Annotated in this window: 18 protein-coding genes; 14 read left to right on the forward strand and 4 right to left on the reverse strand. The window is 29.7% G+C overall.

Going from position 1 to position 24,565, the window contains the following annotated elements:
* Window positions 1-29 precede the first annotated feature (29 nt).
* From CC89_RS03505 to CC89_RS03535, 7 genes are all read left to right on the forward strand, one after another.
* Window positions 30-1,838 carry an ABC transporter ATP-binding protein gene (locus CC89_RS03505; RefSeq protein ID WP_286161323.1) on the forward strand — a complete coding sequence of 603 codons (1,809 nt, stop codon included), beginning with the start codon at window positions 30-32 and terminating at the stop codon, window positions 1,836-1,838.
* 249 nt (window positions 1,839-2,087) lie between these two features.
* The gene (locus tag CC89_RS03510) at window positions 2,088-3,122 is read left to right on the forward strand and encodes an ABC transporter substrate-binding protein (RefSeq protein WP_035289099.1); all 1,035 of its coding nucleotides are present in this window, start codon (window positions 2,088-2,090) and stop codon (window positions 3,120-3,122) included.
* Window positions 3,123-3,568: 446 nt separating this feature from the next.
* Window positions 3,569-5,257 (forward strand): ABC transporter permease, encoded by a 1,689-nt coding sequence (locus tag CC89_RS03515; protein ID WP_035289102.1) that lies wholly within the window; start codon window positions 3,569-3,571, stop codon window positions 5,255-5,257.
* A 133-nt stretch (window positions 5,258-5,390) separates the two neighbouring features.
* Entirely contained in the window at window positions 5,391-6,464 is a 1,074-nt protein-coding gene (locus CC89_RS03520) for an ABC transporter ATP-binding protein (protein ID WP_035289104.1), read from the forward strand.
* A gap of 269 nt (window positions 6,465-6,733) precedes the next feature.
* Window positions 6,734-7,435 carry an MgtC/SapB family protein gene (locus CC89_RS03525; RefSeq protein WP_035289107.1) on the forward strand — a complete coding sequence of 234 codons (702 nt, stop codon included), beginning with the start codon at window positions 6,734-6,736 and terminating at the stop codon, window positions 7,433-7,435.
* A 365-nt stretch (window positions 7,436-7,800) separates the two neighbouring features.
* Window positions 7,801-9,627 carry a sensor histidine kinase gene (locus tag CC89_RS03530; protein ID WP_035289109.1) on the forward strand — a complete coding sequence of 609 codons (1,827 nt, stop codon included), beginning with the start codon at window positions 7,801-7,803 and terminating at the stop codon, window positions 9,625-9,627.
* Window positions 9,628-9,853: 226 nt separating this feature from the next.
* Window positions 9,854-11,422 (forward strand): response regulator transcription factor, encoded by a 1,569-nt coding sequence (locus CC89_RS03535; RefSeq protein WP_035289112.1) that lies wholly within the window; start codon window positions 9,854-9,856, stop codon window positions 11,420-11,422.
* A 59-nt stretch (window positions 11,423-11,481) separates the two neighbouring features.
* Here CC89_RS03535 and CC89_RS03540 read toward each other — a convergent pair whose 3' ends face one another.
* The 3 genes from CC89_RS03540 to CC89_RS03550 form a co-directional block, all read right to left on the reverse strand.
* Window positions 11,482-11,997 (reverse strand): thioredoxin family protein, encoded by a 516-nt coding sequence (locus CC89_RS03540; protein WP_035289115.1) that lies wholly within the window; start codon window positions 11,995-11,997, stop codon window positions 11,482-11,484.
* Window positions 11,998-12,297: 300 nt separating this feature from the next.
* Complete coding sequence (locus CC89_RS03545; RefSeq protein WP_035288450.1) at window positions 12,298-13,434, reverse strand: ISAs1 family transposase; 1,137 nt, start codon at window positions 13,432-13,434, stop codon at window positions 12,298-12,300.
* 260 nt (window positions 13,435-13,694) lie between these two features.
* Entirely contained in the window at window positions 13,695-14,264 is a 570-nt protein-coding gene (locus CC89_RS03550) for a PHP-associated domain-containing protein (RefSeq protein ID WP_286161295.1), read from the reverse strand.
* Window positions 14,265-14,599: 335 nt separating this feature from the next.
* On the opposite strand from CC89_RS03550, the gene CC89_RS03555 reads away from it, so the two are divergent.
* The 7 genes from CC89_RS03555 to CC89_RS03585 all read left to right on the forward strand — a co-directional run bounded on the left by CC89_RS03555 (window position 14,600) and on the right by CC89_RS03585 (window position 23,699).
* On the forward strand, window positions 14,600-15,658 hold the full coding sequence (locus CC89_RS03555; protein ID WP_035289118.1) for an ABC transporter substrate-binding protein: 1,059 nt from the start codon (window positions 14,600-14,602) through the stop codon (window positions 15,656-15,658).
* The gene (locus CC89_RS03560) at window positions 15,658-17,343 is read left to right on the forward strand and encodes an ABC transporter permease (RefSeq protein WP_035289122.1); all 1,686 of its coding nucleotides are present in this window, start codon (window positions 15,658-15,660) and stop codon (window positions 17,341-17,343) included. Before CC89_RS03555 ends, CC89_RS03560 begins: the two co-directional genes overlap by 1 nt.
* The gene (locus tag CC89_RS03565; RefSeq protein WP_035289125.1) at window positions 17,306-18,241 is read left to right on the forward strand and encodes an ABC transporter ATP-binding protein; all 936 of its coding nucleotides are present in this window, start codon (window positions 17,306-17,308) and stop codon (window positions 18,239-18,241) included. Before CC89_RS03560 ends, CC89_RS03565 begins: the two co-directional genes overlap by 38 nt.
* A gap of 877 nt (window positions 18,242-19,118) precedes the next feature.
* Complete coding sequence (locus tag CC89_RS03570) at window positions 19,119-19,787, forward strand: response regulator transcription factor (RefSeq protein ID WP_035289127.1); 669 nt, start codon at window positions 19,119-19,121, stop codon at window positions 19,785-19,787.
* Complete coding sequence (locus CC89_RS03575) at window positions 19,784-20,803, forward strand: sensor histidine kinase (protein ID WP_035289130.1); 1,020 nt, start codon at window positions 19,784-19,786, stop codon at window positions 20,801-20,803. The genes CC89_RS03570 and CC89_RS03575 overlap by 4 nt, the downstream gene beginning before the upstream one ends.
* Window positions 20,804-20,932: 129 nt before the next feature.
* Complete coding sequence (locus CC89_RS03580; RefSeq protein ID WP_035289132.1) at window positions 20,933-21,700, forward strand: ABC transporter ATP-binding protein; 768 nt, start codon at window positions 20,933-20,935, stop codon at window positions 21,698-21,700.
* On the forward strand, window positions 21,690-23,699 hold the full coding sequence (locus CC89_RS03585; RefSeq protein WP_035289135.1) for an ABC transporter permease: 2,010 nt from the start codon (window positions 21,690-21,692) through the stop codon (window positions 23,697-23,699). Before CC89_RS03580 ends, CC89_RS03585 begins: the two co-directional genes overlap by 11 nt.
* Before the next feature lie 207 nt (window positions 23,700-23,906).
* On the opposite strand, the gene CC89_RS03590 is transcribed toward CC89_RS03585, so the two are convergent.
* The gene (locus CC89_RS03590) at window positions 23,907-24,485 is read right to left on the reverse strand and encodes a Uma2 family endonuclease (protein ID WP_286161296.1); all 579 of its coding nucleotides are present in this window, start codon (window positions 24,483-24,485) and stop codon (window positions 23,907-23,909) included.
* Window positions 24,486-24,565: the final 80 nt, after the last annotated feature.

Below are 24,565 nucleotides of genomic sequence, written 5' to 3' on the forward strand. Positions count from 1 at the left end.
AAATTCATAATCGCCGTCCACCTAAGCGTATGGGTCATGGCCCAGGTGCTATGATGCAGGGTGGAGAAAAAGCAAGAGATTTTAAGGGAACTATGAAGAAGTTAATTAAACACTTAAGTGCCTATAAATTTTCAATAGTAACAGTGTTAATATTTGCTATAGGTAGCTCAGCTTTTTCTATAGTTGGACCTAAGGTATTAGGAAAGGTTACTACAAAAATTTTCGAAGGTATTATGGCCAAAATTTCAGGTATAGGCAATATAGATTTTGACTATATAGAAAAAATAATAATTATACTAATAGGCTTATACTTGTTAAGTGCAGTGCTTAGTTACATTCAGGGATGGATAATGACTAATGTTGCAATGAAGGTTAGCTATAATTTTAGAAAAGAAATTTCCGAAAAAATTAATAAAATGCCTCTTAAATACTTTGATAATACAAATCAAGGAGAGGTATTATCCCGTGTTACCAATGATGTAGATACTTTAAGTCAAACTCTTAATCAAAGCTTAACTCAAATTATAACATCTGTAACCACTGTTATTGGTGTGTTAATTATGATGTTTACTATAAGTTGGCAAATGAGTTTGGTAGCCATTGGAATAATCCCAGTGTCTATGATTATAATAATGGTTATTGTTAAGAATTCTCAAAAATTCTTTAAACAGCAACAGGATTATTTAGGAAATGTAAATGGGCATGTAGAAGAAATGTATGGTGGACATATAGTAATGAAGGCTTTTAATGGCGAGAGGAATAGTGTTGATAAGTTTAATAAGTTAAATGATAAACTTTATGGAGCAGCATGGAAATCTCAGTTTTTAACTAGTATTATGATGCCGCTTATGAATTTTGTAGGTAATTTAGGTTATGTGGCAGTTAGTATTTTGGGTGGATATCTTGCAGTTAAGAGAACTATAGAAGTGGGAGATATTCAAGCGTTTATACAGTATGTGCGTCAATTTACACAGCCTATTGCTCAAATTGCTAATATATCTAATATACTTCAGCAAACGGCAGCTTCTGCAGAGCGTGTATTTGAATTTTTAGATGAAGAAGAGGAAGTGCCAGAAGCTAAGAATCCTATAAAGCTTGATAAAGTTCAAGGTTATGTGGAATTTAGAAACGTACACTTTGGATACAATCCTGAAAAAATTATAATTAATAACTTTTCAGCAAATATAAAACCAGGGCAAAAAATAGCTATAGTAGGACCTACTGGTGCAGGTAAAACTACTATGGTAAAACTTTTAATGCGTTTTTATGACGTAAATCAAGGGAAAATATTGGTAGATGGTCATGACATAAGAGATTTTACTCGTAAGGACTTACGTTCAGTGTTTGGTATGGTTTTACAAGATACTTGGTTATATAATGGCAGCATTATGGAGAATATAAGATACGGAAGAGTTGATGCTACAGACGAAGAGGTAGTTGAAGCTGCCAAATCAGCTCGTGTAGACAGTTTTGTTCATGCTTTGCCAGATGGATACAATATGGTACTTAATGAGGAAGCATCTAATATATCTCAAGGTCAAAAGCAGCTAATAACTATTGCTAGAGCTATTCTTGCAAAGCCTAAAATTCTTATTTTAGATGAGGCCACTAGCTCTATTGATACCCGTACTGAAGTGCAGATTAAATTGGCTATGGATGCACTGGCAAAGGACTGCACCAGCTTTATAATAGCACATCGTCTATCAACCATAAGAGATGCAGATTTAATTTTGGTTATGAACAACGGAGATATTGTGGAGCAGGGAAATCACAATGAGCTCCTTGAAAAAGGTGGATTTTACGCTAAACTATATAAGAGTCAATTTGAAGTTTCCTAAATTATAAATTTTAAATTTTTGATTGTAATTTATTATAGTGATGCTGAAACAATAAAAAAGGGGTAAGTGTAACAATAATTTATATTGCTACACTTACCCTTTTCTTATGGTTTTATTCAATATGTGTAAAAATTTTACCTATATGTGTTTTATTTTGTTCAGTATTTATTAATGTAGTATTAAATAATTTATAATAATATTTGTAAACGATGTTAAGAATACATAAAGAAATGGATTGGGAGGATTAATATGATTAAAAGAAGATTATTAGCTTTGACTTTAGGCATGGCTATGCTTGGGAGCACTCTTGTTGGTTGTGGCAAAAGTGAAGCTTCTAAAAAGGGAGACAAACAATTATCATTGACAATATATGCGGGACTTATGGAAGATCATGCAAATGCTGTGGCAAAAGAATTTGAAAAAGAGTCTGGTGTTAAAACCACTGTTATAAGATTAAGTGGTGGAGAAGCATTAAAGAGAATAGATGCTGAAAAACAAAATCCTAAAGCTTCAGTTTGGTATGGTGGTCCAGCAGATACATTTGTAGCTGCTAAGGAACAAGGATTATTAGAAAAGTATGAATCATCTACAGCAAAAGAAATACCAGATAAATTTAAGGACAAAGATGGATATTGGACAGGAATATATAATGGATATTTGGGATTTGTTTGTAATTCTAAACTATTGAAAGAAAAAAATGCTCAAGTACCAAAATCATGGGAAGATTTATTAAAACCTGAATACAAGGGACAAATAGTTGTAGCTAATCCAGCTTCATCAGGTACAGCATACGCTATGATTGCAACTTTAGTTCAGTTAATGGGCGAAGATAAAGCTATGGAATATGCTAAAAAGCTAGATGGACAAGTAAGACAATATCCTAAAACAGGATCTGCTCCAGCTCAAATGGCAGGAACAGGAGAAGCTATGATTGGTATTTGTTTCTTACACGATGGAATTAAATATCAAAAGCAAGGATATTCTGATATAGTTTTATCAGCTCCTTCAGAAGGTACTGGTTATGAAGTAGGTGCTGTATCTATATTAAAAAATGCTCCAGATATGGAAGCTGCTAAGAAGTTTGTAGATTGGTGCTTAAAGAAAGAAGTACAAGAAGTTGGACAAAACTATGGTTCATTCCAGTTCTTAACAAATAAAAATGCTCAACCACCTAAAGAAGCTGAACAATTAAAAGATACTAAGTTAATTGATTATGATATGGAGTTTGCAGGAAAGAATAGAAAGAAATTAGTAGACGAATGGCATAAGTTAACAAATAAATAGTATTTAAAAACAGGAAAAAATTAGAACAGTAATAGAAAACTCGTTGGTAGATGCATTTTATGATACTAACGAGTTATTTATTAAAATATTAGTGAAATTTCTCCTCCATGACTTGCATAAGAGCTCGGAACAATAAATTTAATTTAAGAAATTCTAATCTTTTAGTCATATAAAATTATCTAACGCTCACATTCAGCGTCCTGCCTCAGGTTCGCTAGCCTGGCGTCCTTTTAAGGGTTACGATAATTTTATCTGTCTAAAAGAAGAATTTCTAAAATTAAATTTAAACAGTTCCTTTGCTTCTTATGCAAGTCATTCCAGAGAAATTTCATAATTCAGGTAATATAATGCTTTTTGTGGGATAATCATATGAAAAGTATTTAATATATTTACTAATTTCGCTTAAGGTAAGTGTACATGCTTTATACAGGAAAGGAGAATGTTGAATGGCATTCAATAAGTATAGAAATAAAATGAAAAGTGATGTAACGGATATGAAAAAAATATGGAGAGATCCAATGCTTCTAGTTACAATAATTTTTGTAATAGCAATATTATTAATATTTATTTTATATCCTTTATTTGCAGTGCTAAAAGAGAGCTTTATTGGCAAAGATGGTTTTACGTTAAATGCATACTCTGAAACTATTAAAAGTATTGACTTTAGAAATACATTAAAAAATACATTGATGTTAGGGTTTATTGTTGGAGGCTTATCTACTTTAATTGGATTTATATTTGCATATGCAGATTCCTATATAAAAACAAGATTTAAAAAATTATTTAATATTGTATCAATACTTCCTATTATTTCACCACCTTTTGTACTTGCATTATCAGCAATTATGCTTTTTGGACAAAGAGGATTTATAACTCATAAATTACTTCATATTTCAGATGCAAATATATATGGACTAAAGGGTTTAGTTATTGTGCAGACCATGACATTTTTTCCAGTGGCATATCTTTTATTAACAGGACTTTTGAAACATATTGACCCTTCATTGGAAGAAGCAGCACGAAATATGGGTGCATCGAGATGGAAAACTTTTACTACTGTTACATTGCCACTTATGGCACCAGGGCTTGCTAATGCATTTTTACTAACATTTATAGAAACTGTAGCGGATTTTTCAAACCCAATGGTTATTGGAGGAAACTTTTCAACATTGGCAACACAGATATATTTGCAAGCCATAGGTAATTATGATATGCAAGGGGGAGCTACTGTAGCGGTTATTTTGTTAGTGCTTACCATATTACTTTTTGTTATTGAAAAATATTGGATAGAAAGAAAATCTTATATAACAGTTACAGGAAAGGCATCAAGAGGAAGAGATTTAATTGATGAAAGGAAGATAGTATATCCTATAGATGCATTTTGCTTAATTGTGACTATTTTTGTATTAATATTCTACGGACTAATACCTTTAGGAGGATTATTTAACATATGGGGAATGGATTATACTTTAACTCTTAAGCATTTCAAATATGTTTTTGAACTTGGAATTAAACCATTAATAGATACTACTATATTATCTGCTATTGCAACGCCAATTACAGGGATACTTGCTATGGTTGTTGCATTCCTAATTGTTAGAAAAAAATTCTATGGACGTGGTTTTGTTGAATTTTCATCTTTATTAGCTATGGCTGTGCCTGGAACTGTTATAGGTATAGGTTACGTTTTGGCTTATAATACTAGACCATTATTATTAACTGGAACTGGAACAATAATAATCATAGCTTTTGTTATGAGAAGCTTGCCAGTTGGAGTAAGATCAGGAGTAGCGGCTCTTCAACAAATAGATCCTGCTATAGAGGAGGCAGCTTCAGATTTAGGAGCAGATACAACTAAAGTGTTTAGTTCTGTAACATTGCCGCTTATAAAACCGGCGTTTTTCTCAGGACTTGTTTATAGCTTTGTAAGAAGTATGACTGCAGTAAGTGCAGTAATATTTCTTGTTTCAGCAAGATATAGCCTACTTACTGTAAATATACTTTCACAGGTGGACGCTGGTAGATTTGGTGTGGCTGCGGCATACTCTACTTTACTTATTATAATTGTATATATTGCTGTTTCTATAATGTATTTTGCATTAAGTAAAATGGGAGTAAGTAAAGAGCAAATTTAAAATATAGTAACTAAAATAGAGAGGGATCGGACAGAGAGAAGTTCAATTATAGATTTATCCTAAGTATTTTAAAATTATAGGAAGATTAATCTAATAATTTAGAAGCATGGATAGTGAAATGGAGGAGCATATTATGGAAAAAAGATCTAAAGGAGTTAATATAAAAAATTTAAGTAAAATATATATTGGTGCTAATAATAATGAATTTAAGGCAGTAGATAATATATCAGTGGATATAAAACCAGGAGAATTTGTAACTTTACTTGGACCATCTGGATGTGGTAAAACTACCACATTGAGAATGATAGCAGGATTTGAAATTCCCACAATGGGAGAGATATATTTAGGGGGAGATAGGATAAATGACCTTCCACCAGATAAAAGAGATAGTGCTATGGTTTTCCAAAGCTATGCTCTTTTTCCTCATTACAATATTTATGATAATATTGCTTATGGTTTAAAGTTAAAGAAAATAAGTAAGGATGAAATAAAAACAAGAGTGGATAATATTATAGAATTAGTTGGATTAAAGGGAATGGAAAATAGATATCCAAATCAATTGTCAGGTGGACAACAGCAAAGAGTTGCTCTAGCTCGTGCTCTAGTTATGGAGCCTGGGGTATTGCTATTTGATGAACCTCTTTCAAATCTTGATGCAAAGCTTAGAGTATATATGAGAACAGAAATTAGAAAAATACAACAAAAAGTAGGAATTACAGCAGTTTATGTCACCCATGATCAGTCAGAAGCTATGAGCTTGTCTGATAGAATTATTATTATGAATAAGGGACTAATTGAGCAGGTTGGAACTCCTAAAGAGATTTATTATACACCAAAAACAGAATTTGTTGCAGATTTTATTGGTACAGCAAACTTTATAAGTGGTACAATAGATAGTGTAGAGAATGGTATAGCTGAAGTATCAATTTACGGTAAAAAAATGAGTATACCTTATAAGGGAGATAAGAAAGCAGGCAGTACTTGTAAATTGGTTTTAAGACCTGAAGCAGTGGAAATAGGCAGAGAAGGATTTTTAGAAGGAAAGGTTATGTTATCAACATTTATGGGATCCTATCAAGATTATGTAGTTAAAGTTGGAGAAGACGAGGTTAAAATTCAACATAACAATCCTCAAGTGAAAGAAATTTTCAATGAGGGGGAAAGTGTGAAAATAAGCTTTTCACCATACAATGTTCATATAATATAATGTTAGTAAGAGGTAAGAGCTTTATTCTTTATTTTAAATTGCATATTTTTATGTTATAACTACGAAAGTTGAAATGGAGGAGAAATTTCATAATTCCATCACATTATACCTTATTGTGGGTTAATCATTTTATAAATTATCTTAATATGGGACATTTAATTGGTGGGAGGTGAGCTGTTGCGATAAATCTATAAAACATCACAAATAAGAGACATTGAAGGGTGAATTAAATGATGTTTATTTTATAGATTATTGGCAACTAAGGTTATATGCTAATTCATGAGGTGGTTTTAAGGATTGTTCTTGCCGTTATAGTAGGCGGATTAATTGGATACGAAAGAGAATTTAAGAATAGACCAGCAGGATTTAGAACTCACATTTTAGTTTGTGTAGGTGCTGCGGTGATTTCTATGATTCAATTATATTCAGTGGAAGAAACTACTAGATTAATATTAGCACATCCACAGCTACAATCGGCTTTGAAGGCTGATATTGGGCGGCTTGGAGCACAAGTTATAAGTGGCATAGGTTTTTTAGGTGCAGGTACTATAATTCATGAAAAAGGTTCTGTAAAAGGACTTACCACTGCTGCAAGCCTTTGGGTGGTAGCATGTATTGGTTTGGCTGTGGGACTGGGATACTATACTTTAACCTTATTATCAACAGCTGCTGTTTTTATGGTATTAGCTACACTCAAAAGAGTTGAGGACAAATTTATGGAAAAAGGAAATTTAGTTAAAATAGAACTTCAATATAAGGATAAAAAACAGTTAATAAATATTGTTGAAGGATATTTTGAAACTAAAAATATTAAAGTACAAAATATTGAATTTTCTTTAGAAGATGATGAGGATAGCCCTTATAAAACTAGTCTTTATACAATAGTAGTACCTAGATATATAAAAAGAAGTAAAATAATTCAAGAATTATCTGTTTATGAGGGTGTGGAAAAGGTTAATTTAATTAAGTAAATATATATTAATTCTTCAATAGAAAAGTTAAGTATTTAAAAAATAATTTAGGTACATGAAAAGAAATAACAAGTCAAAGCTGCTAGTATATTTTGTGTCACACAATAAGATAGGTTCCGTGGTTAGTAATACTATCTGCGGGTTCTGATGACGCAGTATGGCGCAAAATTTGACTTATTATTTAGTTGAATCTTAATATAATAGAATACAATATTTTTAACCTATATAGCTCAATTGTGTTACAATTGAGCTATATTAAATTTTAGTATATATTTTAAAAATGTGAAGAGATTTAGTTAATAAACTTTGTTTACAATAATAATTAAGTTGTAGTAAATACATTATGATTTTTTAAGGGGACTTTTATGAAAAGGAAATTTTCATTTAAAAACAAACTTTGGTTTAGAAATAAATGTATATCTAACATTTTAAATAGCAACAAATGTATATATAGATTTAAGAAAATTTTTGGTGTATTATGTAGAAATGACAGTTTTAAGGATAAGCTATTTAGAGGTTTTTTATTAGTAGGAATATTGCCACTTTTAAGTATGACGATTTTTTCTTATTATAATACTAGTAAGTCAATTAATAGTAGATTAGATATTTCAGTAAAAGAAAACTTAGAGGTAGTGAGCAAGCTTATAGATTCATCTTTAGGGAGTTTTATAAGTATCAGTAATTATATATCAGAAAATAAAGAAGTGAAGGAAATTTTAAAGAAAAAAGATTATAATAATTATGAAGAAAAATTTTTAGATATTCAAAAAATATATAGAATAACTAGCGGTGTATTAGCTACACAAAAAAGGGATGTGCCTATATATATAACGGGAATGAGTAAATATAGTCATTTTAGTACTACGGACTATTATCCACCTATATATGAAGATTTAAACAGCGAATTTTTTAAATCCATTGATAAAAGAGATAATGAGAAGCTTTTGTATATACATAGGAGAGTAGATGGAAAAGATAGAAAAGACATTGTAATGGCTATAGGAAAAGGAATAAAAGATGTAGAAAATGGACAAAAAATAGGGTATGTAGTAGTTGATTTATATGATGATTACTTTAATGATATTTTTAAATATTTAAAGGTATATAAGGACAATAATATTTTTGTATTGGACAGAGATGGCAAAATAATTACGGATAAAATCAACAAAAATAAAACAGGATTTTATTTTTATGAAGAATACTTGAGTGATATATTAAATAATACTAACGGGAAATTCTCATGCAACATAGAAAATAAAAAATATACAGCGTATTTTACAACTTTAAGTGATACAGGTCTTAAGATAGTGGAAATAATTCCTCAAAAACAATTATATAAGGATAAAAGAGTTATTATAATTACATTTATGTTACTACTTGTTTTATTTGCTATATTAGCTGTAATGGCTTCTTTGGTGTTGTCTAAAAACATTTCTAAACCAATAAATGAGCTGGCAAATTTGATGGATAAAGTTGAAAAAGGAGATAGAAACGTAAATTTCTCTATTAATACAAATGATGAAATTGCACATATGGGTAATAGTTTTAATAATATGCTTAAGGAAATTAACAGATTAATAGAAGAGGTTTATATTAAACAGTATTTGCTGAAAGAAGCAGAATTTAAAGCACTTAAGGCTCAAGTAAACCCTCACTTTTTATACAATACATTGGAGTCAATTAATTGGATGGCAAAGCTTGATGATTTGCAAGGGGTAAGCACTATGGTTACAAGTTTAGGAAAATTTTTGCGATACAGTATTAGTAAGAAAGGTGATATAGTAACTGTAGAGGAAGAGCTGCAACAGGTTAATAATTATTTAACTATACAGAAAATTAGATATAGAGATAAATTTCAAGTATCCATAGAAGTGGACCAGGAGGTATATAAACAAAATATTCTTAGGCTTTTAATTCAACCACTGGTGGAAAATGCTATAACTCATGGCTTGGAACAAAAGAGAGGCAAGGGAAATCTTATTATAAAAGGGTATTTAGAGAAAAATATAGTTTATATTGATGTGATAGATGATGGCATTGGAGTGGGAAATAGCAACAGTTCAGGAGAAAAAATAGGCTTAAGTAACGTGGATAATAGAATAAAACTTCACTATGGAGATGAATATGGTGTAAAATTATTTAGCGAAGAAGGATTTACTATATCTAGAATAAACATACCTGGTGAATTGTAAAACATAGGATAATACTTAGCTGACAGAGCATCTGTCATTATTAGCCTATGCATCAATTAATAAAAGAATAGAGTAATGTACAATTAGTAATTTAATATTGAATCAGCGAATATATGTGTGTCATTAATAGGCAATGGCGAAAGAACAGAGAAAATTTAAATTGAAGTTACATTGGTAAAGTGATTGTAGTAGATATAAATTTAATGTTTTGAGGAGGACGGCGCTTTTGGTTAAAGTCATAGTGGTAGATGATGAGTATTTAGCTAGGGAGGGTATGAAAAAAACTGTTGATTGGAATAAATATGGGTGTAACATAGTAGGCGAAGCAGAGGATGCATTTCAGGCAATAGAACTAGCAAAGGTGGAAAAACCAGATTTAATTATAACGGATATTAATATGCCGGAAATGAATGGATTAGAAATGGCTAAAAATATTAGAAAAATTTTGCCTAACAGTAAGTTCATCATAATTACGGGCTATGATGATTTAAACTATGCAATAGGTGCCGTTAAAGTAAATGCTATGGATTTTTTATTAAAACCTATAGATGAACAAGAATTTTTGAATGCTATAGAAAAGGCAGCTAATGAATGTATAAAGACTAAAGAAAGTGTATCTATAACTCAAGAAAAAATGTTATTAGATATGATGAGAGGAAAGCTGAGAAGTTATGAAAATATTTATGAAGAAATAAGAAGACATAATATATCTTTGGAGAAACTCATGATTGTTTCTATTCAAAATGATAATTATGAAAATATATTGGAAATGGATAATATGAAATTAATTTATGAGGAAAATCAGATAATTAGAGATGCAATAAATAAGTTTTTTTTAAAGGAACATTATGTTATTGAATGTCATGAGGACAAGTTAGCCTTGATATTATGCTGCAATAATATTAGTTGTGAAAAAGAAATCCACAGCAAACTGAAAAATATTCAAAGCATTGTAAAATCTAAATGTAGTATAACTATAAGTATGGGTGTTTCTGGTATAATGAATTTGGAAAGCATACAGGAGATATATAGTCAAGGGAAAAGAGCTTTAAAAAATAGATTATATAGTGGCAAGGGCAGTATAACTTATTTTAAAGATATAGATAAAGAGGTATGTGATGAAGAAAAACTAGAATGGAATGATTTACATCAAAAGGAAAGAGAGCTTTTATTATGTATTAGAGCTTGTGATAAAAAGAGAGTTAAAGATGGATTAAAATATATTTATTATGATATATTCAAGTGCAATAAAATAAGCGATGATACCATAAAACAAATTAGCATTAATTTAATTTTAAAGGCACTAGACATCCTTAAGGATTTTAATATTAACATGGCAGATATAGTAGGAGAAAACTTTAATGTTTATAAGAAAACTACAGAACTTAACACCATTGGGGAATTGTATACATGGGTTGAAGGCTTAATATTTGAAATATTATATGCTATAAAGGAAGTTAAAGTGCAAATAGCTGAGTCTGGAATAAAGGATACACTGGATTATGTGACAGAACACTATAATGAGAATATTTCTTTAAATGACGTAGCTACTAAAGTTTATCTAAGTGAAAGTTATTTAAGTAGAAAGATTAAAAAAGTAATGGGAGTAAGCTTTGTAGAGTACTTAACAAAACTTAGGGTAAGTAAAGCTATGGAATACCTAACAGAGCCTGAGGCAAAGATAGCTGATGTGGCTTCTAAGGTTGGTTATACAGACTATAGATATTTCTCACATGTTTTTAAAAAGCACACAGGATATTCACCTAGTGAATTTATGAAAGCATCTTTAGGGTAAAGAACTTTATTTAATAAAAATCAATGGAAAAACAGTAGCCTATAAAGCTACTGTTTTTGTTAGATATTCTTATTAGCTATTATATTTAAAACATCCTTGATAGTATGAGGTATAAATTCTCCCTTTCGATATTTCTTTTTTGTAACTATTACATCTACTTGGTTTCCGCTGTTCTCTACTTTTCTAACTATTTCTGGCCTTTCTATAAAGGCACCTAAAACTTTTTCATTTTTGTCTGTAACTATGAAAGTAGGTATTTTAGGTTTTCCATCTACTGCATAGTTATCTAAATAGTTTTCATTTCCCTCTCGTGAAACTACTTTAAAATTAATCTTAGGATTTAATATATGAATTTTCTCTAGTGCGGGTACGTTGATCATGCAATCAGGACACCATATTTCTGCAAAAGCAATTATATCAACTTCTTTATCTATGCCTTTAATCTTATCCTCTAAATCCCTTCCTATTTCTATATTATTATATATTTCTAAAACTTTATTTTTTGTATCCAAATCTTTACTATCTAGAAAATCTGTATATTCTATTCCACTTTCATATAAATCTTTTAAACTCATAAAAACTACTCCCTTCTAAAATCTTATTAAAGCTATTTTTGAGAAAAAACAGAATCATCAACTATTAAAATTTTCATATACATTTCATCCTAAAACCTATTCTTTAACATTTTACTAATAAAGATTGTAAAAATCAATATTGTTGGATAAATAACTTAGGGCAAACGCATCTTTATATTGTATTTCTTTCAATATAAAGATGCGTTTTTATAAAATATGTAAAATAAATGAGCTACTATAAATAAAGTGAATATTGAAAAAACTATTCATAGACTTTCCCTAGTGGTATTTTAATATTCTTTATTCTTTACCTCGTAGAGGGTCGAAAATAACTTTTTCTAGATATTTTTTATCTAATGCACATTTAACTTTTTTTATATTTAAACTTTTCTTTAAAGTTTTTTCTTGTCTAAGTAGATTTAAGGCTAAATGTCGTAAGACAGCCAAATTTTCAGCTGAATTATCTTTTCTAGCTCTACATTTATCCTCATTAAAAGATACGTCTAAAACCCAATGGAGCTTATTTTCTATACCCCAATGTTGCCTAACTGCATTTGAGAATAACTCTATAGACTCTAAACTTGTTATATAGTAGCTTCGCTCAAAAGTTTCTTTATCTCCTACAATTCGTTTTCTTTCAACCATACCTATAGATTGAATGTTTCTCCAGTCTTCTTTATTATCTAGCCATGAAATTTCATTAACTAAAAAGTATTTTCGTGTTTCAATTCTCCCATGATCTTTATCATGAGTAGTATGGGTTTGTACTTTTATATCTGTACTTTTATATCTCAATATAGAGTCAAAAAATAATTCAACATTGTCATGAAGAGTTTTCTGATTTTCTTTTAATGCCAACACATAGTCAGCCTCTTTTTCTATAATAACTTCTGCTATTTTCTTTTGAGTTCCCATAGCATCAATTGTAACAATAGTATCTTTTAATTCTAATAGTTCAATTAATTTTGGAATTGCTGTGATTTCATTTGATTTATCATCTGTTTTGATTTGCCCTAAAACTACCTGATTCTGATTTGCCCAAGCACTAACCATATGAATTGATTTTTGATTTGAACTATTACAAGATGATCCTCTCACTGTTTTACCATCTATAGATACTACTTCTCCATTTACTAATTCAGCTAAATTCTTCATTAATTCATTAAAACATTTTTGAAATTGTTTAGGATTTATTTGGGAAAATACCCTATTGAATGTATCATGTGAAGGAATTCCATTAGGTAACTCAAAATATTGCTTTAGCCACTCTTCACTTGACTCTCCAAATTCTTCAATTTCATTATAAGATTCCATTCCACTGGTTACAGCACATAGTGCTATACCGATTATATCTATAAATTTATGTCTCTTGTTATCGCCTCGTGGGTCTTCGACCTCATTAAATGCATCAAATATTATACTTTCAATATCAAACATGTTTGGTTTAATAATAATCTTCCTTTCTATCTTTTGTACAATTTAAATTATAAGCATTATTTCAACAAAATAAAAGGGCTAGCGCCAAAAAATCATATGCGTTTGCCCTGATAAATAACTTACTTATGGTATAGTTTTGGAAGTGAATATAGTAAAAAAATTAAGTTTAAAATTAAATAATGAAGGAGGCTATGTGAATTCCATAAATGGAATCTACATAGCCTCCTTTATATTGCTTATTTTTCATTTAAATTTCATGTTTATTTTATTAAAGTATCGTAAATATTTATTTCTTCATATTTCCCATCTTTTAAAATAGCAGGACAAGTGTTTTTTGACTTAATAGCCTCTATGAAATCTTTTTCATCTCTTATGATACCATTAAATACTGTGGCATATTTTCCAATGTTTCTAGTAACGTGAGCGTCACTAGCGCCAAAAAGTGGCAGATTCAGTTCTGTGGCAAGAGCATATGAATATAAATTATGGTGTGGGGTTGTACTGCCGTTAAAGACTTCCACTCCTGAAAGTAGATTTTTTACTATTTTTATATGATCTTTAAGACCCCTGTTATTGGTTTTAAAAGGATGTGCGCTTATAGCTGCTCCATTATGTTTTTTTACAATGTTTAAAAGTTCTTCAGCATGAATCATTTCTTCTGGTAGGTTATCCACTCCGAAAACTAATATGTCACCTTCAAAAGTAAGTATTTCAGGTCCAACTATTATTAAAAAATTATTCTTTTTTCCATAGTCTAATGCCTCTTGCTTTATTTTATTATTGTCGTGGTTTGTTATACATATCCCATCTAGTCCAATTTTTTTTTGCAACACTAACAGCTTCTTCAAGAGAAAATTCGCTATCAGGGGAATATTTTTTTTCATGTATGTGAGTATCGATAATCATATATAATCCTCTATTAATATCTTATGTGCAAGGTGTTAAGTCTATCTGCTGTACTATATTTTCAATGAATAGTATACTAATTCATTGATTTACATTCACGCTATAAATTTTAATTCAAATTCTGTTTATATTAAATGCTTATTGATAATATCAATAGAAGATAAATTATCTATTTATAATATAAATTTGATATAAGGGTATTAGTATGTGATAATAATTGTGGAAAATTTAGATTATTTGTCATAATGGAGGGAAAATAATGAATAAACTTAAGAAAATAATGTCAGTTGCACTTTCATTAGTTTTAGTTTTAGGACTTTCTGCTTGTTCAAGTAAGAAAAGTGCAAAGGATAGTACAAAAGATTCAACAAAGGCTTCAACAAAAGATTTAAAAGGAACAACACTAAAAGCTATAGCTACTAGTGAATATAAAGAAGTATTTGAAAAATTTACAAAAGAAACTGGCATAAAAGTAGAAACTTTGTCTATGTCCTCTGGTGAGGCAATTTCAAGAATAAAGGCTGAAGGTGGAAAGCCTATGGCTGATTTATGGTTTGGAGGCGGAATCGATGCCTTTATACAAGCTAAGGAAGATGGCCTTCTTGAAAAATATGTTTCTCCTGAATTTAAGGATATACCTGACAAATACAAAGATAAAGAGGGATATTGGATTTCAAAAGGAATAACTATTGTAGGATTTATAGTTAACAAAGATGTACTTAAGGAAAAGAACCTAAAAATGCCAAAGACTTGGCAGGACTTAACAAAGCCAGAATATAAGGGCGAAATTTTAATGTCAAACCCTGCAATATCTGGAACAAACTACGGTGTATTATGTGGACTTCTTGAAAATATGGGTGAAGAAAAAGGATGGGAATATTTTAAAAAGTTAAATGAAAACATCACTGCATATTCAAAAAGAGGAAAAGACCCACAAGTAAAGACTGTGGCAGGAGAAGCTGCAATAGGAATTACTTACATAAATAAATCAATAACTGACTTAAAGGATCAACATAATGTAGAAATTGTTTATCCAGAAGATGGACTTCCATGGATACCTGAAGGAGTTGCTATATTTAAAAATGCAAGCAACGTAGATGCCGCAAAAGCGTTTTTAGATTGGATTTTCAAAAAAGATAATATGGAATTCCTAGCAAAACATGAAGGTAGGGATGGGGTAACTTGTTCTAAACCAAGTGTAAAGGGATATGATTTAAAAGTGCCAAAAGATAAATTTTTTGAAGAAAATTTTGCTGAATACGGTAAAAATAGAAAAGACATATTGGCTAAATGGGCTAATTTAACAGGAAATAAATAATGGAAAAGAAGAAAAGGGTATCTAAATTTCTAGATACCCATCTTTATAATTTTTTTGACTTATTAATTATATTAATACTAATTTCTTCAATTTTGATATTTATCTTTTGGCCAATTTTATCTGTGGCAAAGCAGAGCATTTATCATGACGGAGGATTTTCTTTTAATTTTTATAAAGAGATTTTAAAAGGAAATAAAAAACTTATAACTAATGGTATTTTTGTTGCTTTCTTATCTACATTTTTTTCTATAATTATTTCCATATATGTGGCTGTATATATTAGTTTTTCTGAAAGTAAAATTAAAAAACTTCTTTTTATTATTTTAATGATCACTATGATATCTCCACCATTTGTATCGTCACTAGCATATATTAATTTATTTGGAAGAAGAGGAATTATAACTCATGATATTTTAAAACTTACATTAAATACTTATGGATGGTATGGAATAGTGGCAATGCAAACCTTAAGTCATGTTTCTCTAAGCTCTATAATATTATCGGGAGTTATAAGTGGTATGGACAAGAGTATAATTGAAGCTTCATTAGACAGTGGAGCCAGTGTAAATTACACCATTAGAAAAGTAGTGATTCCAATGATGATTCCAGGAATTATAGTAGCATCTCTATTAACTTTTGTACGGTGCTTTTCAGACTTTGGTACACCTATGATAATTGGGGGTTCCTTTAATGTTATTGCAACTCAAATATATATTGAAATAATAGCTAATGGAAATCTTCCTAAGGCTGCGGCAATGAATATGCTTTTAATTATTCCATCTATTATAGCTTTTATGGCATATAGATTTTATATGAAAAAAAGTAATTTCACTTTAGGAGGAGCCCAAAAGGTAAATTCAAGGGAAATGAAGCTAAGATTTAATGGATTCCTTGGAGGCTTAATAAAGATTATAACTTATACATTTATCTTTATAATGGTTCTTCAATATCTATCTATTTTTATTTCTGCAATAACTGTATATAGAAAAGGAAAAATATATTTTTCTCTGAATAATATAATTAAATTAAAAGATTATAGTGGCAGCAGTTTTATAAGAAGTATAGTATATTCCACCATTGCTGGGATTATTGGAAGCTTTATAGGAATGCTTACAGCTTATTATACTGAAAGAAGAAAAATATTAGGCATGAAGCAAGTGGACTTTATTGCAACACTTCCTTATATTATTCCAGGGACGTTTTTTGGTATTGGATATATTTTAGCGTTTAATGATTATCCAATGAAACTTACTGGAACTGCTGCTATAGTTATATTGAATTGTATATTTAAGCAGCTACCTATGACTACGAAGGTAAGCAGTGCTGTAATTTCATATATAGATCCCCAAGTTGAATATGCAGGAAAAGATTGTGGTGCTTCAAACTTTTTTATACTTAAGGATATTATAATACCTTCCTTAAAACCAGCATTTTTAATGGGATTTATAAATAATTTTACTGCTACTATGACTACTATTGGTTCTATAATATTTTTAATATATCCAGGTCAGAAGGTTGCTACAGTTGAAATGTTCGATGCTATTCAAAGCGGAGAATATGGACTAGGCGCTGTTATTGCATGCATAATAATATTAATTACTTTAGTTGTTAATTTGGTATTTTCCAAATTGGTTTTAGGAGGGAAAAATGTTTCTACAATTAAAAAACTTAGTAAAGAGTTTTAAGGATTTAAAGGTTGTTAATGACTTGAATATGGACATAGAGAAAGGTGAAATGGTTTGTCTTTTAGGTTCTAGTGGTTGTGGTAAAACAACTACACTAAGGATGATTGGTGGATTTTTAAAGCCAGATGGTGGGAATATAATATTGGATGGAAATAATATAACAAATTTAGAATCACAGGAAAGGCCTGTGTCAACAGTTTTTCAATCTTATGCATTATTTCCTAATATGAATGTTATACAGAATGTAATTTATGGATTGAAGTTTCAGGGGTATAAAAAGAAAGAAGCTCTAAGGATAGGTGAAGAATACCTTCATTTAGTGGGACTTGATGATTATAAAAATAGTAGTGTGAGCAAATTAAGCGGTGGCCAACAGCAGCGAGTTGCTTTAGCAAGAGCTTTGGTTTTAAAACCTAAAATTCTTCTTCTAGATGAACCACTAAGTAATTTAGATGCTAAGCTTAGATTAAAAATGAGGGATGAGATAAAAGATATAAATGAAAGGTTTAAAATTACAATGATTTTTGTAACTCACGACCAAGAGGAAGCTTTAAGCATATCAGATAAAATCGCAGTTATGAATGAAGGAAAGATAGAGCAAATAGGAACTCCAGAGGATTTGTATAATAATCCTAAAACAGATTTTGTAGCAAACTTTATTGGAACATTAAATAGGCTGAAGCTTCAGGAGGGAAGTATAAAATTTATAAGACCTGAGAAAATCATTATTCACAGTGATAAGGGACAGCAGAATGCTGAAATTATAAAAAAGCAGTTTTTAGGTCCTAATTCAATATATTCTATTAAGACTAGTGATGGGCAAGTTCTTAAGGTGCAAGTTATAAATACTCTAGATAATTTTAATGTTGGAGATAAAGTTAATTATACTATAGTATAAAATAAAGTTAAAATATTATCAAAGCATGGTATATTATAGTTGTGTACTACATAAATAAGTTTGACACATACTAAGAATATATTTTGAAGCAAGTGCAATAAGAAAAATCTGTCTTTAAGTCCACAATAAATATATTTTTTTAGACTGCTCGCAATACGCCAAGTAATTCTAATGTTTTCAAATTTCAATACCCTAAAGCTTTCAAACTCGCTTCTGACGGCGCTCAAACATGAAAGCTTTTTAACGGGTATTGAAATTTGAAAACAAAGAATTTCTAAGGCTAGCTCGATAGTCTAAAAAAATATATTTATTGTTACCTTAAAGACAGATTTTTCGGTTCATGCATAAGCTATTTAGGGGAAAGAATACAGCTAACTAAAAGATGATTTTCCTCCGCTGCGCTATGAAAAATCTTTAATTAAATAGAAAAGTTAAGGCAAGAAAAGCTAAAACTACTTCATTCTAATGGAATAGTTTTAGCTTTTCTCTTTAAGTGCTTTACAAATCTTTTATTGGCGGCAGCCAGCCTAAATACGAAGATATGGTTAAGAACTCAACTTTCCCATATGAGTTTTAAGATCTACGTTAGTTTTTGATTTAAAATTTAGAAGATAAAATGAAGGTTGAAATTCCTAAGGAATTTCTTGAATTTATATTTTATATAAAGCTCCAAAGGAGTTTTATCCTTAATATGTATTAGTACAAAAAGGTTAAATTTTATAATAGGTTTAATTTTAAAGCACTCATTAATGTATTGAAACTGAATTGGGTGTACGGGAATAGGAAATGGTAATTTACTGCATGAAGCTGTATAATAAATTACAGAATGTCGGGTAATGTTTAGAAGCATTGAAAAAAGCATGGAGGGTAAAGTTTTATGAAAAAAATACTTATTGTGGAAGACGATAAGAAAATTCGTGGAGAATTAAGTACATTTATCTCTAAAAATGGTTATGTATGTGAAGTTTTAGATGATTTTAATAATGTGGTAGAGGGCATAATGTCTAAAGAAATTGATTTAGTACTTTTAGATATTAATCTTCCATCTTTTGATGGATATTATGTATGTCGGGAAGTAAGAAAAAAATCTCAGGTACCTATAATTGTTGTTACTAGTAGGGATACAGAAATTGACGAACTTATGGCTTTAAATTTGGGTGCGGATGACTTTATAACCAAGCCATACAATCTTCAAATATTATTAGCTCATATATCTTCTGTTTTAAAAAGGACTTTAAGAGAAAAAGAACCTGAATATATAAGTGGTAGAGATTTTACAATAAACATTTCTAAAAGTACCATAAAGCATAAGGATAAAGAATATGAACTTACTAAAAATGAGCTGAATATACTTACACTTCTATATAAAAAAAGGGGCAATATAGTTAGTCGTGATGAGCTTATGGAAGAACTTTGGAACAGCAATATGTTTATAGATGACAATACCCTTACAGTTAACATTAATAGGCTTAGAAAGAAACTTGAAAGTATAGGGATAGATGAAGTTATAGAGACAAAAAGAGGCAGGGGGTATATGGTAAATTGAGCTTATGGGAATTTGTAAAGGAAAAAGTTCTGTATATTACATCATTGACGCTGGTGTCTATTTTAAACATGTGTATAATATGGGTCTTAAACCCTAGGAAAAGTTTTCAGTTGCCCCTACTCATAGGAAGCATATACATAATAGGTGCCGCGGTTCCAATAATTTTTGAGTACGCAACTAAAAGAGAGTTTTATAAAGATATAACCTGTATTTTTGAATCTCTTGATAAAAAGAATCTAATTGCAGAGATGATTTCACGTCCTACTTTTAAAGAGGGTATAGTTTTATATGATATATTGAAAGGTTCTAATAAGGCAATGATAGAGAAAATAAATAAATATAAATTTATGCAAGAAGAATATAGAGAGTATATAGAACTATGGGTTCATGAGGTAAAGACTCCAATTTCTGCATCAAAACTTATAGTGCAAAATAATAGAAATGAAGTAATGGATAATATATGTGAGGAAATAGATAAAATAGAAGACTTTGTGGAACAGGCCTTATTTTATTCAAGAAGCAACACTGTTGAGAAGGATTATTTAATAAAGAAGGTAAATTTAGAGGAACTATGTTTTGATGTTTTGAAAAAGAACTCAAAGATTTTTATTCATAATAAGGTTCGGGTGGAAACGAAAAATTTGGATATAAATGTTTTTACAGATGTTAAATGGATAAGTTTTATGTTAAAACAGATACTTACTAATTCGGTGAAATATATGAATAAATTTGAGCCAAACATTAAAATAATAGCATACAAAATGGATAATGGTGTAGTACTTTCTGTTAAGGACAATGGAGTAGGAATCAAAAAAAGTGAGTTTTCAAGGATATTTGATAAAGGGTTTACAGGTACTAATGGAAGATGTGACGAAAGATCTACTGGCATGGGACTATATATCTGCAAGAAGCTTTGTACTAAATTAAATCTCTCCATTAAGGCATATTCAGAATATAGTGAAGGAACAAGGGTGGATATAATTTTTCCTAAAAGTTCTATGATGAATGTTAGGTAGGGAAAAGATATATAAGGAGAAGATAGAAAGTCTTATCTTACATTTTTTAATAATAGTGTAAGGTAAAATTATGGTATATAAAAGTAAATTATATTAAAATGAAACCATCAAGATGATGGAGGGATTTGTATGGCAGAGATACTTAAGGTTTCAAATGTTGAAAAATATTATGGAAATAAAGAAAATATCACAAAAGCTATTGATAATGTTAGCTTTTCTGTGGAGAAAGGTGAATTTGTAGGGATAATGGGTGCATCTGGCAGCGGAAAAAGTACACTTTTGAATTGTATATCTACAATTGATTCAGTTACAGCTGGTCATATATATATAAGAGGTAAGGACATAACTGAAATGAAGAGTCGTGCTTTAGCTAGATTTAGACGTGAAGAGCTAGGGTTTATATTTCAAGACTTTAATCTTTTAGATACACTTACTGGATTTGAAAACATCATATTACCATTGACTATATCTGGAACACACCATAAAGAAGCTGAAAAAAGGGTATTGGAAATGGCTAAAACACTTGAAATAAGTGATGTGCTTTCTAAATATCCCTATGAGATGTCAGGTGGACAAAGACAGAGAGTGGCATCTGCTAGAGCTATAATATCAAATCCAGCAATGATACTTGCAGATGAACCTACAGGAGCATTGGATTCTAAGTCATCTCGCATGCTTCTTGAAAGCATGGAAGATCTTAATAAAAATTTAGATGTAACTATACTTATGGTCACCCACGACGCATTCACTGCAAGTTATTGCAGCAGGATACTATTTATAAAGGATGGTAAAATTTTTAATGAGATTATAAAGGGAGATAGTACTAGGAGGGAATTTTTCAATAAAATAGTTGATACTGTAACGCTTCTTGGGGGTGACATGGATAATGTTCTTTAAGTTGTCTTTAAAAAATGTAAAAAAGAGTTTCAAAAATTATACTTTGTATTTTCTAACTCTCACCTTTGGAGTTTGTATATTTTATATTTTTAATTCTATTGAAGCACAAAAGTCAATGATGAGTATATCACAGTCTACCTCTCAAATTATGGAAACTTTAACTAGACTTATGAATATAATTTCAGTATTTATATCTATAATACTTGGATTTTTAATTGTATATGCAAATAATTTTCTTATTAGGAGAAGGAAAAAAGAAATAGGTATATACATGACTCTTGGCATGGAAAAGGGAAAGGTATCTAGGATACTTGTAACTGAAAACTTTATAATAGGTATATTATCCCTTGCTATAGGACTTTTAGCTGGCGTATTTTTATCTCAAGGGCTTGCAGTTATAACAGCAAAGCTCTTTGAAGTGGACATGACTGAATATCATTTTATATTTTCATCCAGTGCATTTATAAAAACTATTTTATATTTTGGTATAATATTTTTGGTTGTTATGTTTATGAGTACCATATCTATATCAAAGTATAAACTAATAGAACTTATAAATGCAGAAAAACAAAATGAAAAGCAAAAGCTTAAAAATCCTGTGTTCACAGTAATATTATTTATACTATCTATTGCATGTATTGGTACAGCATACAAATTGGTGTTGAAAAATGGAATTGGAAATTTTGATAAAAAACTTATATTCGAAATAATACTTGGTTCCATTGGTACATTCTTATTTTTTGCATCTTTATCAGGAATTTTTCTTAAATTACTTCAATCAAGCAAAAAATTGTACTTTAAAAAACTTAATATGTTTATTTTGCGTCAGATAAATTCTAAAATAAACACAGCACATATTTCAATGTCAATTATATGTCTTATGCTATTTTGTACTATAGGTATATTGTCTACAGGACTTGGTATTAATAGTGTATTGAATAAAACTTTTAATAATGTTATACCTTTTGATGCATCCTTTGTAGCTCAGGGAGGAGAAAGCATTGTTAAAAAACTTAAACAATATAATTTGGATTTTAATAAATACAGTGATAAAATTGTAGAGTATTCATTATATAATTATAAAAATGGAGAAATTAACAATAAAGTTATATTTGAAAAAATGAAAGGGTATGAAAGTAAAAGGCCTATCAATATGAAAACACCTATTTTATTTATGAGGATTACAGATTATAATAAGCTTTTAAAACTTGGAGGAAAGGAAGAAATTAAACTTTCTGAAAATCAGGTAGCTTTGTATTCCCCTGATTTGAAGAATGAACCAGAGCTTAAAGATGCACTTTATAAGTATATTAAAAGTGATAATACTGTCAAAATAGGTGAAAAACAATATAGTATTTATTCTAAGGCATTAACTTTTGGCTTTGAAAGTAATATGAGCCCATCTACAATTATGCTTGTAGTACCAGATAAAATAGCAGAAGGGTCTGTTAAACAAAGTACTGTTGTATCTTTTAACTGTAAGGGAGATAGTAAATTGATGCAAAAGAAGCTTGAAGATGAGCTTTATTCATTGACTGAAAAAACTAAAAATGCAAAGAATGAAATTAAAATATCAGGTATGACCAAGGAAGCTTATAAAGCTATTGGAGCAGGAGCGGAAGCTGTAATAGCCTTTGTAGGAATATATATAGGGATAATATTTCTTATAACTAGTGCTGCAATACTTGCTCTTCAGCAACTTTCAGAAGCTGCAGACAATAGACATAGATACGAGATTTTAGAGAAGATAGGAGCAGATGATAAACTTGTAAAATCTGCGCTCTTTAAACAAATAGCTATATATTTTATGTTACCAATTATACTAGCATGCATACATTCAGTTGTGGGTATAAAGGTTGCAAATGATATAATACGGGAGGGCGGAAAGATTAACGCTACAAATAATATAATAATAACAGTAGTATTCATTACCATTGTATATGGAGCATATTTCCTTGCAACATATTTTAGTAGTAAGAGAATTGTTTTAAGAAGATAGTAGAGAACGCCCATAAATTTGTGTAAAATAAAATGGGTTGCCGCGTTAAGAAATTCATATACAATATATTGGTTTAAAATTTAATATCAAACATAATGTTTTATAGAATTTATTCTTAGTGCTACAGCCCCGATTTTTTTCTACTTATTATTTAATACCATAGATACAACACAAATGGACTTGTATCTATGGTATTTTTAATGTTATTTATAAGATTTTTTTAAATATATTTTCAAGTTTAAATTTTAAATCTAAGTATACTGTACTCTCGTAATTATCTTTAGAGTAAAAAACTCTTGGAGTTCCGTAAGAGCCCTTAACTAGAGTATATTGAGTTATTGAACCGCTTGGTTCAACTATATTATATTCTAATACACCAAATTTTTGATATACACGTGCCTTGATAAAATAATCATTATCAGAGTATTTTTCAGATACCACTTCAAAAACTATTTTAGGTGATGAAATAAAGCTTTCTCCTAATGTTTTAGCATCTTCACACATAACAAAAATATCAGGTAAAAAATTATATTGTTCATTTTCATTTTTGAATATAACTTCAATTTGTTCTGCAAAAGGTTCACAGCCAGTTCCCTCAAAATATGCATCCAATTTTGCTGATATTTTTCTTACTATTCTATTGTGTTCTTGAGATGTTCTGGAACTGAACAATATTTCACCATTTAGATATTCACAGACTCCATCATATTTATTTTGAATCTCTTCAAATTGTTCTGGTGTAACAAACACATTTCTAATAGGTTCCATGTTTTCATCTCCTAACATTATACAATATTCCTATGCTTCTATTATATATATTTTTTCACCAATTAGCAATTATAAGTAATATGATTATCCCACAAAAA

The sequence above is a fragment of the Clostridium sp. KNHs214 genome (assembly GCF_000744935.1).
Lineage (GTDB): Bacteria > Bacillota > Clostridia > Clostridiales > Clostridiaceae > Haloimpatiens.